The organism is Priestia sp. GS2, from assembly GCF_036409025.1.
Classification (GTDB): Bacteria; Bacillota; Bacilli; order Bacillales; family Bacillaceae_H; genus Priestia; species Priestia aryabhattai_A.
On record NZ_JAZGJX010000001.1, the window covers coordinates 3114581 to 3126850 of the forward strand.

General features: G+C 38.3%; 13 protein-coding genes. 7 read left to right on the forward strand and 6 right to left on the reverse strand.

Translation table 11 applies throughout. The annotated features are described in order from the left end of the window. Positions 1–229: 229 nt before the first annotated feature. Complete coding sequence (asnB, locus tag V2145_RS15790; protein ID WP_094912871.1) at positions 230–2077, reverse strand: asparagine synthase (glutamine-hydrolyzing); 1848 nt, start codon at positions 2075–2077, stop codon at positions 230–232. Between the two features lie 172 nt (positions 2078–2249). Between asnB and V2145_RS15795 the strand changes: the two genes are divergently transcribed. Next, entirely contained in the window at positions 2250–2810 is a 561-nt protein-coding gene (locus tag V2145_RS15795) for a DUF2777 domain-containing protein (protein ID WP_131887374.1), read from the forward strand. A 369-nt stretch (positions 2811–3179) separates the two neighbouring features. Here V2145_RS15795 and V2145_RS15800 read toward each other — a convergent pair whose 3' ends face one another. Beyond that, on the reverse strand, positions 3180–4175 hold the full coding sequence (locus V2145_RS15800; protein WP_094912873.1) for a DUF3231 family protein: 996 nt from the start codon (positions 4173–4175) through the stop codon (positions 3180–3182). A 422-nt stretch (positions 4176–4597) separates the two neighbouring features. Beyond that, complete coding sequence (locus tag V2145_RS15805) at positions 4598–4939, reverse strand: DUF1516 family protein (protein ID WP_094912874.1); 342 nt, start codon at positions 4937–4939, stop codon at positions 4598–4600. A 203-nt stretch (positions 4940–5142) separates the two neighbouring features. Between V2145_RS15805 and V2145_RS15810 the strand changes: the two genes are divergently transcribed. From V2145_RS15810 to V2145_RS15835, 6 genes are all read left to right on the forward strand, one after another. Further along, the gene (locus tag V2145_RS15810) at positions 5143–5364 is read left to right on the forward strand and encodes a spore germination protein (RefSeq protein WP_094912875.1); all 222 of its coding nucleotides are present in this window, start codon (positions 5143–5145) and stop codon (positions 5362–5364) included. Between the two features lie 26 nt (positions 5365–5390). After that, on the forward strand, positions 5391–5663 hold the full coding sequence (locus V2145_RS15815) for a spore germination protein GerPB (RefSeq protein WP_094912876.1): 273 nt from the start codon (positions 5391–5393) through the stop codon (positions 5661–5663). An 85-nt stretch (positions 5664–5748) separates the two neighbouring features. Next, the gene (gene gerPC / locus V2145_RS15820; protein WP_286175299.1) at positions 5749–6399 is read left to right on the forward strand and encodes a spore germination protein GerPC; all 651 of its coding nucleotides are present in this window, start codon (positions 5749–5751) and stop codon (positions 6397–6399) included. Continuing rightward, positions 6396–6572: a spore gernimation protein GerPD gene (locus V2145_RS15825; RefSeq protein ID WP_094912877.1), complete on the forward strand. Its 177-nt coding sequence runs from the start codon at positions 6396–6398 to the stop codon at positions 6570–6572. Before gerPC ends, V2145_RS15825 begins: the two co-directional genes overlap by 4 nt. Before the next feature lie 14 nt (positions 6573–6586). Continuing rightward, positions 6587–7042, forward strand: a complete 456-nt coding sequence (locus V2145_RS15830) for a spore germination protein GerPE (RefSeq protein WP_094912878.1) — start codon at positions 6587–6589, stop codon at positions 7040–7042. Positions 7043–7102: 60 nt separating this feature from the next. Beyond that, a complete protein-coding gene (locus V2145_RS15835) occupies positions 7103–7321 on the forward strand; it encodes a spore germination protein (RefSeq protein ID WP_094912879.1) in 219 nt (72 codons plus the stop codon). 25 nt (positions 7322–7346) lie between these two features. Here V2145_RS15835 and V2145_RS15840 read toward each other — a convergent pair whose 3' ends face one another. The 3 genes from V2145_RS15840 to V2145_RS15850 are packed head-to-tail and all read right to left on the reverse strand — an operon-like array spanning position 7347 to position 12237. Beyond that, on the reverse strand, positions 7347–7652 hold the full coding sequence (locus V2145_RS15840) for a hypothetical protein (RefSeq protein WP_094912880.1): 306 nt from the start codon (positions 7650–7652) through the stop codon (positions 7347–7349). Between the two features lie 19 nt (positions 7653–7671). After that, complete coding sequence (locus tag V2145_RS15845) at positions 7672–11058, reverse strand: SMC family ATPase (protein WP_330988000.1); 3387 nt, start codon at positions 11056–11058, stop codon at positions 7672–7674. A 3-nt stretch (positions 11059–11061) separates the two neighbouring features. Continuing rightward, positions 11062–12237, reverse strand: a complete 1176-nt coding sequence (locus tag V2145_RS15850; RefSeq protein WP_330988001.1) for an exonuclease SbcCD subunit D C-terminal domain-containing protein — start codon at positions 12235–12237, stop codon at positions 11062–11064. Positions 12238–12270: the final 33 nt, after the last annotated feature.

The following is a 12270-nucleotide window of genomic DNA, read 5'->3' on the forward strand; positions in this document are numbered from 1 at the left end:
TCCTAAACACAATTAAAAATATGTGGAATTTATTTTCAATCTATTATTTAGTAAAAAATACTTAAAATTACTGCTCATACAATTGCATAAGTAGTAGTATCTATCCATCTTTTACCCTACCTCTATAAAAATATGTATGTGTTGTCCAAATAAAATAGACGTCTCTAGCATGCCATATAAAAAGCCTTTTGATTCAGTAGAAATCTCTGAATCAAAAGGCTACATGACTTTACTCTTTAATTTGAATATTATTATGTGCAAACCACACGTGAATTTGTGCTAAGTGAGCAAGAAGTTGAGGTCCCGTCATTAATTGACCAAACCAAGGCACTTTAAAGTCTTCTCCACCCGACTTAATAATTGTGTTTAATTGCTCACGATTAAAGAATTCGTGAAGCGCTGAAGATTTGTCTTCTAAAAGCGACTCTAGCCAGAGTGTTACTGCTTTTGTATAGGCTGGATTATGGGTTTTAGGATACGGGCTCTTCTTACGATATAAAACATCATGAGGTAATACTCCTTCTAATGCTTTTCTCAAGATCCCCTTCTCTTTATTACCAACCATTTTCATCTCCCATGGAATGTTCCATGCATATTCTACTAGCCGATGATCAGCAAATGGAACGCGTACTTCCAGACTAGCTCCCATACTCATACGATCTTTTCGGTCCAATAACGTTGTCATGAACCAAACCATATTTAAATAAAATAGTTTGCGGCGCTGCGCATCCTCACCTGACTCCCCATCTAGTTCAGGCACTTCTTTAATCGTCTTATCGTAGGTAGCTCTTACATAGTCTTCTAAATTAAGTTTCTTTCTCCAGGAATCTTGCAGTAAGTTCATTCGTCCTTCTAAAGAACGCATCCAAGGAAACGTATCGGATTGCAAATCGTGCTGGCGATGAAACCATGGGTATCCACCAAAGATTTCATCTGCACATTCTCCGGATAAGCCAACCACAAAATCCTTCTTGATTTCTCTACAAAACCATAATAATGAGGAGTCTACGTCAGCCATTCCAGGCAAATCACGTACTATTACCGCTTCTGTTAAATGATGCACAAGGTCTTCCGTTGATATAACGCAACGATGATGATTGGTTTGGAAGGTGTCAGACATAAGTTGAATATACGTATAATCTGAATTCGGCTGAAATTCATTTGCTTTAAAGAATTTGTCATTATCTTCATAATCAATTGAATACGTATGAAGCTGACCTTTTCCATTCTCTTTAAATGAATTAGCTGCAATTGCTGTAATCGCACTAGAATCTACTCCGCCTGATAAAAATGTACACACTGGAACATCTGATACTAATTGACGCACAATAGCATCTTCAACTAAAAACTTTACTCTTTCCGTTGTTTCTGCTAATGAATCCGTATGCTTTGCACTCTTCACATTCCAATATCTCCACACTTTAAGCCCGCTTTTACTTAGCGTCATGGCATGAGCAGGTCTTAATTCATCTATTCCTTTAAAGACACCGTGCCCTGGAGAGCGTGAAGGACCTAATCCTAACACTTCAGCTAACCCATCTAACCCGATTTCAGCTGGTACTTCTGGATGAGCTAAAATCGCTTTTAATTCTGATGCAAATTGTAACCCTCCGTCGTACGACCGATAAAATAAAGGCTTGACGCCTAGACGATCACGTGCAATAAATAACTTTTCTTCAGATGCATCCCAAATAGCAAAAGCAAAAATTCCGTTAAAATAGTCCACACACTCCTCTTTCCATTCAACATAAGCTGTTAGTAGTACTTCCGTGTCAGAGTGCCCTTGGAATTGATATCCTCGCTTTAATAACTCTTTGCGAATATCTTCTGTATTATAAAGCTCACCATTATAGCAAATCGTATATTCTTTTTGCTCTTTCTTTCTAGTCATCGGCTGCTTGCCGCCTTGTGGATCTACCACAACCAATCGCTTATGTCCAAACGCCGCATGCTGTTGAATCCATACATTTGTATCGTCAGGACCTCGCTTTTCTAATGTTTCCGCCATTTTTTTAACGGTGCCTTGTTCACCTAACAAGGAGCGTTTGAAATCAACCCATCCGGTGATACCACACATTAGTTATCATCCTTTCCTTACGCGCTTTGTAATGAATGAAATAATGCCATTGTATGCATGGAATTCGCACAGTTGATTTGTCCACCTATTTTATTTCAATTATTTTAGTTATAAACGCCTTCGTTTTAGGAAATACAAACAAATAACAATTTCGTATATGGAGGTCTTAAAAATGAAGAGTAATTCAAAATATTCAATTCTACAAAACCAGCCTCGTTCGTTTATGACGGGAACTGTTGAATACATTGATTCAGAATGGATTTTCTTTGATGAAGAAACAGATGAAGCATCTATGCTAAACGATATCCTCAATGAATCCGTTGAGGTATACATCAATATGAGTTGGGAAAAGGGACTATTTATCTCAGATCACCAGTTTAAGCTTCACAATATGATTTATCGAATTAAAAATGGTGATAAGCTTCGCGTAACGAGAAAGCTCCCATACGCATATGAACAACTACTGAAACACCTAAAAAAAGAAGCGTTTCACACGCTTACGAGCCACTTAAACTCTCTAAACATCTCTCTTTATGACTGCATCTATTGTCATAACACACTTATTTTCCTGCCGGAAGATAAACATACAAAAGGAGCAAATTTTCTCATTTTTGATAATGAAGAAATGATTTGTTCCGTTCAACACTTATTTGAGCGTGGCGAAAATGGTTTAGACCGTTTCGAATACACGTTAAGCGATGGAAGTCGTTCTATGAATTTAATTCTTCACTAAGGTGTAGAAATGCAACCATACGTCAATAAGCAACACAAGGAATATAAAAGGGCTATGGAGGAAACAAGGTGAATACAAGTAACCTTTTCCATGCATGAAAAAGACTGTTGATTCACTCAAGATGATGAAAAATCAAGGTTATATAAAAAGCAAAATAAACGGATAAAGTGAAAGGGTCCTTGTGTAACAAGGGTTCTTTCTTATTGTTAGTTCTGAAAATTCATATTATGACAACTAAGCATTTCATAAGTAGCGAAAAACAAAAAAGCCACTGCTTCTGAACAGTAGCTTTTTCTACTCACGTGTAACTTTGTACTAAGTGATGAGTTATACTCCAAGGGTCAAACACTATTTACTAACAATGTGTATCTAATAATTTAATCTCTTCCGGTCATCTGCTTGGGGAGGTTGTTCCATCCACTGATTATCAATTAAATCTTTCCCAATACGACTATATATCCATAAGCTATCCAAGGCTGCCTTTTCACAACGCGCTGAAATATCAGCTCTCATACTTGCGATAAGGGATGCGTTATAATACGTCACTGCTACACCAAAGAAGAAACCAGTTTGAAGAAGCATAAGTCTCTCTGAAAAAGGGGAAACAATAGAATCTGTAACCTCCGTTTCGCATGATTTGGGTAAATGAAGGTTATCTTTTGTTAATAAAGATGAAAATGTAGCAATGTGTTTGTTTTTGACTTTTAGGCTTTTTTCTAATAATACTCGTACGTTTTGATTTTTTGAAACTTTGGAAAAGCCAAGGATCACCGCTTTTGCAACCAATGTTTTTTGTAAATTAAAATAAGTATGTCCAGCTTCGATTGCATTCATCGGCCGCTGTTTACCAAAAACATCTGTTACGTAGTGGTATTTTTCAATCATTTTTACCTTACTAGGTGTTATATAAGTAGGTGATTGCTGATACAGTTGTTTTGAAATAAGGAGATCTTTAGATTTTTTATAAATTTCCATCGCATCAAGGTTGCATTGATAATAAAAATCTACAATATCTTGGCGTATAGAAGTCGTAAAAGATAGGCTTATTTCGTTATGTCCATGTGTGCTAATCATGTAAAGAGATTCAAGGCATAAAACGTCTGTAAATAGAGCAGGAGCTTCTAAATTAACATCCTCTTCTGTAAACCCCTTGGGAATAGGAAAGTTCTCTTTTTTAAATAACTTTTTTAACATATCTACATGGTTAAATGAGTACTGAAGAGCTGTTTGAAAAAGGCTATGTATTTCAGGGTCTTGGATTGTATTAAGCATATATTTGTTTACACATATAGATAAGGTTTCACGGATATAATGTGTCCATAGGTTTGCAATTTCAGGAGATGTTAATTCATTCTTTTTTTGCAATTTTCCGGTCCTCCGTATAAAAACTAATTTTTCTTAGTTTCTCCCCTTTTTAAGCTTTCATACAAGTTAGCTTTTTTCCTAATAACCCCTCAAAAACTTTTTGTAAGTGCTATATTTTCGTTCGTTAATTTACGAGTAGATAGGTAAACTCTTAGAAAGATTAATTCTGTGTGCTTCCCTCCCTTCTACTATAGACAAATACAATGAAGATGACTGATTTTTTCTTTATTGAGACGCTCGGGATTGCAACGACGGTTGTGACACTCCTGCAGGACTAGCGAGTGTTCTGAGACCCCGCAGTTTACGAGGAGGCTCAGGCCGAGCCCTGCGGAAAGGGAGCATATCCGAGTGGAAATCCCTCCTGTTGTATGCGTGCCTTTCCTCTTTCAAACAACAAAAAAAGCTGCTTATATCAGCAGCTTTTAACCTAAAACAACATATCCATAGTAGAATACTAGTACAAGCGCTACGACTAGAAGTGCCCATGCGCCTCCTGTTGCTTTGGCTTTTTTTGTCCTAACAAGTACCATCTCCATACCAACTAGCACTAGAACCCCAGCCAGTCCCTTAATAAGAGCTTGTCCTTTAAACTGATACCAATCTGCTAGCAAATGAGCACCTGATAACAACACAAGCACATACAACAGACGAGTAATCATATGTACAATCTTTGCGCCTTTTTCTTTACCGGACTTCGTTAAAACAAGCGCTACCACAAAACCAATCAGCAATAATGTCCATAATGTTACATGTAAATGAATCATCTTATCCTCTCCTTTCATTCCATATCATACCATGAATACAAGCTTTCTCACCACTGTACATAAGCATCAAACAGCAATGCACTTATCACTTTCACATATCTGCCATATATTACTTCAACTATGAATACATATGAACAGAAAGAACTTTTTAACATTCTTTTCATACCATGATAAGAGACTATAATGATAAAGGATGTTTGCCTATGCCAGCCATCGTCGGCGTTGTCAACGTAAATAGTGTCGGTTCTGCTAGTGTTCTGCACATTGGCGACGTATACAGTATTGCTCCCATCTCAACGGCTAAAACATTTGCCGGAGCAGGATCTTTTAATACTGGAGATCGTCTTCATGTCATTAACCAGCAAAGCGCAACGAACACCCAAGATAGTGATGTAAATGACCAAAACATTACAGCTAATGCTTAAGTTGTAACAGAAAGGAGCTACCTCCATTGAACTTCTATGTAAATCAAAGCATTTGTATCCAAAGCTTAAAGGTAAGTGCTGTCAGTAACTCTTCTGTATTACAAATTGGAAGCGCAGGCATCATCAAACCGAACTCCAACCTATTTAATACAGGTGGCTTTACTGAAGCCGCACCTGATGAACAAAAGAAAGGAATTTTAGGATCAGTTTCTCCATCTACTTTCACACCGACACAATCTTCAGCAGTTCCAGCACCTTATTCTCAGTCGCTCACTCCACCCGTTCGGGTGAACAACTGACATGTTCATAACTTCCTCACCATATGTATAAAATATATCATTTTTAAATGACAATTTGCATACAGGGTGAAAGAAGGTGCGGAACATGAAAAGCATGGACTATACGCAGCAAATGCATCGTTATATTGAGCAACTATCAGTGCGAGTTGCTACCCTTGAATCAACTGTTCAAAAACTAGAACAGCAGATAAAAGAGCTAGAAGAAAAAACTCCTATTAATATTGAAAAAATTGAATATAAATTTGAACAGCTAAAAATCGACTCGCTTGATGGCACATTAAATATTGGCTTAAACCCGCTTACACCAGACAACCTAGAAGACATTATTATAAATAACCAAACCCCTGAAATTACGCTTCCACAGCAAGGGCCACAAAACCCAAGTTTAAAGCCACTTGACCGCAATATAACGAAGCAGTGGGTTGAAGATATATATGCATCTATGACATCTGAACTTGACCAGCATGGCTACTCAATGGTTCAGCATGTTCTTGACCAACGCTCCATGACAATTGAAGGAGCCTACTATGACTTTATAATTGAAGACGTAAAAAAGCAGTTAGAACAACGTATTACTTATTATTTAAATCAAGTTCAATCTGAAGAGCTAGAGCAAAACTTTGAAGCAATTAAACCCCAAATTATTGAGAAAATCTATGAAGACATCAAAAAAGGCATCGATGCTTTCTTAACCTATTTACCCGATTCGTTAAAGAAAGGCGGTCATAACCAATGAATTATACGGTCATTAATCGAGAATTAATGGTAGGAAATATTGATATTACCGGCGTATCTTCTTCTTCTGTTCTTTTAATTGGAGATGCTCACTATATAAATTTATCAGCAACATTTGATACACCTGCAGAATCTCTCATAATTGGTCCTTACGTTCCATTATCCTTATCTTAAAGGAGAAATTAACTATGCTATCCCGAATGTCTCAGGTAGATCATTTAACAATAAATTCTGTGTCATCCAGTTCACTTTGTCAAATTGGTGATTCTACTCAGATGGTGTTAAAGACAAGAGCACTAGCTGTCAAGCGAGAGTTCCCTTTTTTCTATGGAAGAGAAGGAAACTTTGATGATTATGATGTTTTTAATGAACCTATCCCACAACCAATAATTGAAGCTGTAAATATGCAAGTAACTAACCTTGCTCCTATCATTAAAGTAAATCGTATTAATATTAAAGGGTGTTCATTCTCTTCGGTTATTCATATTGGTTCGACCTGTACGCTTGATGCAGAATCTCGCATTAAGCATATAAGACAACTGGATGGAATTGAATCTAAAACACCTGATGTTGGGTTAGAAAAGGAGCTTAACATGACAGCAGATGATGTTGAAACTACTCTTGAAGACGATTCCACAGAATGAACAAATCTTACTGCTTTATCATACACTAGATTATTATCACGATAATAAAGGGTGGATAACATGCCAGCTTTAATCGGTCCTGTTAGTATCACAAGTGTGGGTGGCGGTGTTGTGACGTTTGGAGATACCTTTTATGTGTCCCCAAAAAGCTCATCAAAAACCAATACGGGCTCCGGGGCAGTTAATACCGGTAACTTCGTCAATACCAATACCGGAATCTCTGGAACAAATACGCTTGATCCCGATCTTGCAGATCAAAACAACGTTGCCAATGCATAAAAACAGCTGGAATTCCAGCTGTTTTTTATCTTTTTTTTCGCTCATTCGACTTTTTAATTTTAGGCACTCGTGAAGATGGCTGCTTTTGAATCCATTTTATAAACGAATGAATCTGTGGATCATCCTTTAGTAAGGCAATTGTATTTAAGCGAATCGCTAATTCTGTATTTGTATAAAGAGCGTGTATTTGCTTATGACACGGAATACAAAGGTTAGCAGTCGGCTCAAATGTACCTCCCATTTCTTTTGGGGTAAGATGGTGAACCGTAATTTCGACATCTTCTCGTTCGCATAATTCGCACCAGCCAACGTGACGATCTTTTTTTCCCACTGCTTTTCAACCCTTTCCTTTATAGAGTTTCAACAGCTACTTTTGTTCCCATACCAGTAGCATCAGCAGGTTGTACAATTAATCGCTTAGGTAAGCGTGCTCTAAGCTCTTGCACGTGACTAATAACTCCGATTGATAAATTATCTGACTGAAGCTTTTCTAAGGCCGTAACAACCGTATCAAGAAGCTCTCCATCCAGTGTTCCAAACCCTTCATCTAAAAAGAAAAATTGTAAAGGATACTCTCCGCGAAGCTGAATTTGTGCAGATAGCGATAGAGCTAATGCCAGTGATGTCAAGAACGTTTCTCCTCCTGAAAGAGTTGAAACCGGACGCTTAACTCCACCGTTAGCATCATCTCTCATAATAAAACCACCTTGAGAATCTACTTCAATTGCATAGCGGTGACGTGTTAAAATGGCTAATCGCTCCGAAGCATCTCGACTAATCGCCATCAGCTGTTCTTCAGCCATGTATTCAACAAATGTATTACCTTTAAACACAGACTGTAGCTTTTGATATTGTTCAAACAAAGCTTCTTTTTCTACTCTCTGCTTTTCAAGCTCTTTAAAGCGTTCATGTCGCTTTAATATGTCTTTTAAGGTCTCTTCTGCTCCACCTTTTAGCTGATTTGCTTCGTTAACTGCTGCTTTTATATTTACTAATAGCGATTTGGTTTCTTCCCACTTATCTTGAGTTATAGATTTACCATTAAGTTTCCCCTCAACTTTAGCTATATCAGCTTTGGCTTGTTTTAGCTTATCCTCAAACGCTTGAATTTCTTCAGTTAATTTCTGTATGTCATCACTTGTTTGAACCGCTTTTTTGACTTCTTCTTTTTCTGAAAAACATGATGGCTGAAGGTGCTCTTCCCAGTCTTTTTTGACCTCTTCATATCGTTCCGTTAAATCCTCTAATACCTTACGCTCTGCATGCTCATCTGCCTGTAGCTTTTGATAAGTCACTTGCATACTATTTAGCATTTCATAACAAGTATTTTCCGTTTGATCAAGCTCAATAATGCGCTGCTCAACCTCTCTTAGCTCTGACGTCACATCCCCTGCTTTTGAAAGTTCCATAAGCATCTGTTTTTGTTGTTGGAGCGCTTGATGAACGTTTTTTTGCTCTGCTTCTAACTGAACATTCTTACGCGTCGCTTGATCATAACCCTCTCTCGCATACGCAATTTTATTTTGTTGTTCGTCAAAAAACTGATAGCTTTTATTAATGCGTTCTACAAGCGTTCGTTCTTCTGCAATTCGCACCTTCATTTTTTCTTGAACTTCATAAATTTTACTCATTTCTAGATGTGGATATAGCTCATTCCATTCCTCAATAAGCACGCTAAAATCATTTTGATACTTACTTAGCTCTTCAGCAAGACCCTCTACTTCTTTTATGAGTTGCTGCATGCTGAACAGTAAATCTTGCTGCTGCTGTTCACTTTGTTTATAGCTCTGTAACAGCTCTGTTTGCTTCTCACGAACTTCAATATAATCTTGCTGTAACGCTTTTAACTCAACTTTTAACTTAGTGCTATATTCATCGCCGTTTCCCTCTAATAGTTGAATAACCGGCAAGTCATACTTCGTATCTGTGATTCCAGGATACGCATCGAGTAACATTGAATGAAGCTGTTCTAAACGAAGCTTCATGGCTCCGTACTCCTGCTTTTGCTCATCCAGTACATGTTTTTCTTCTTCATAGCTCGTAATGTGTTCATCCAGTTTTAAGTTCGCGTGTCCTTCACTAGATACAGCAGGTGAAGGATGATCCATTGAACCACACACTGGACAAGGTTTTCCTTCACTGAGATCTTCGGCCAGCTGATGGGCTAAGTGATTAATTCTTTCCTTTACTTGCTGCTCACGCAGTGACTGTAATTGACGATTTATCGAGCGAAAAAATTGTTCAAATTCACGCTCACGCTCACAAACAACATGATAGATGCGCTGGGTAGATACAAATAGCTGTTGTGCTTGAGAAGTTTGGCGTTGTTTTAATTCTTTTTGGGTTGCAAGTTTTGCTTCAGCTGCTTTTAGATCTAGCTGCTTTTTGTTCACTTTTTCCTCATGTTCTTTTATTATCTTGTTTAATTCCATTACTTTCTCAGCTTTGACAGTAGCTTCATATGTCTGTTCACGCTCTTCATCAGAGACCTTTACCTGTTCTAACTCTTCTTTTAAGCTACTTTGCAGCAATTTACCTTTTTCTAATTGCTCTTCAAGCTTTTGTAGAATTTGCCCCCGCTCTTTTACATCAGCTGAAAGCTGATTGCACTCTTTTTCTTTTTCATCGTATTTCTTTTCTAATTCCCGTATTGATTCTTGAATTTTTTTGGCTTGTTCTAACTGTTCTTTGCGAATAAAGAGCTTTGGTTGTTCCTGCTGTTTTGTTAACCGTGCTTGGTCATACGCTATCTGACTTTTTTCATACTTGTCATACTGTGCACGCAGCTTCTCTTGAATAACTAATACGTTTTGACGAGTCGTTTGCTTTTTCATCGCAAGCTGCTCGTACGCATTTAGATAGGGCAACAACTTTTTTGCTTCTTCAGCTATAGCTACCTGTTTTCGCTTCCCTTCTATAAGCCCCTCTTGCTCCTTCAACCCTTTTAACGTTTCTTCTAATTCATGTTTAACCTGCATATCATTCCAAATTGCAGTTTGTTCATCATACAACGTTTCGATATCTTTTAGTTCGCGCTCACGCTTTTCAAGTAAAATGATACGTTCTTGAAGGACTTGCTCCGCTTGCTTAACGCTTTGCTCTGATGCTTCCCCTAATCCCGTCTGCTCTGCAGAAATCGTATCAATTTCACCTTTTAACAACTGAACCTTGGAACGAATTTTTTTGTTAAGCTGATCACCGTACTGCTCTAAATTAAATAAACGCTGCAGCATTTGACGACGTTCTGTTCCTTTTAACGATAAGAACTCAGCAAATTTCCCTTGTGGCAGTACAACAGCGCGCGTAAAGTCATCAATTGTTAAACCTAATAACGATTGAACTTGCTGGTTTACATCGTTTGTTTTATCAGCCAGTACGATGGTTTCATCTCCTACTTCAATAAAACGGCTGGTTGCTGATCTTACCCGCATTTCATCCGAACGTTTGAAGCTACGCTCAACAGTATAGCGCTTTTTATGAGTTGCATTTTCTAATTCAAACGTAAAAGCAACTTTCACTTCGTCTTCAGCATGATTTAAAATGCCGTGTGTGTTGTTAGCTGCCCTTTCTACCTTGCCGTAAAGCGCAAGCGTCATCGCATCTAAAATAGAAGATTTACCGCTACCGGTTGGGCCGAAGATACCGAACACACCGCCTGAACATAGGCTTGTAAAATCGATAATTTGCTTTGACCTAAAGCTGTGCAAGCCTGCTATTGTTAAAGTAATAGGCTTCATCTTCTACTCCTCCTCTTCTGCCTCTTGTGTATGAATCAATGATAAAAAGAGGTGAACCAACTCGTCACTTGGCGTTGCTCCACCTGTTTGCTTACGGTAGAACTTCGCAAAAGACTCTTCCACCGGAACGTTTCGCTGTTCTTGTTGCACATCAACAGTTTCTTCCTCTTTAAAAATCGGTCGGATATGAATAAACCCTTTGTGTAGCTTGCGTAATCGGTGAATTTCTTCAAGGGACAGCGCATCTTCTAAGTGAATCTCTAAATCAATCCAAGCAGTGCTATCTTTTCCTTCATCCAACCACTGATAGACTTCTGCGATACCGTTTTTCGCTCTCCATCTTGTAAGTGGTCTTCCGCTTGATAAAGGAATTTCTGTTACTTTCATTTCTTTTCCCGGCTTCCCATCGAGTATCGTTACTGATTTGGTATAGCCTGATTCAGAAAAGCTATAGGCAAGAGGTGAACCTGAATAACGAGCTTTTGTAGAAGCTCGCTTAATGTCTTGCGGTCGGTGAAGATGTCCAAGTGCCACGTACTGAGCTGCTGCTGGAAGGCTTGATGCTGCCACGGTATACGCTCCACCTACTTCAATTGGCCGTTCAGAATCCGTTGAGCTTCCTCCAGCAACATAGATATGACTCATGGCAATGTTTACACTGTCGTTTGTAAAATGTGAGCTCATCTTTAAGAAGATTTCGCGTACTCGCTCATCATATGAGTTTCGAAGCAACAATTCGTCGTCTTCCTCAGCCAACATTTCCTTTAATCTAGATTCCGATGGATAAGGAAGTGCGCCTACTTTTAACGTTTCTTCAACAGTTGGAAGGTAAATCTCTTGTACATCTGTTGTCGGTAAACCTATGAGCGTAATATTTTGTTCGAATGCAAGCGGAGAGGCTGCAGATAAGCGATCGGGGTTATCATGATTACCCGCAATTACAATAATTGGACGATTGCCTTTTTCACTAAGCTTCGACATACTCTCATAAAATAATTGCTCTGCTGCTGCAGGCGGATTGACGGTATCAAATACATCACCGGCCATTAAAATTGCATCAATTTTTTCTTCCTTTACAATTTGAGCTAGCTCATCTAAGAACTGAGCTTGTTCTTCAATTCTACTCCTACCTTCTAAGGTTCTCCCTAAGTGCCAGTCGGCCGTATGTAGTAATCTCATTTGCTCCCCACCTTTTCTTGACAAAAAGAAGAC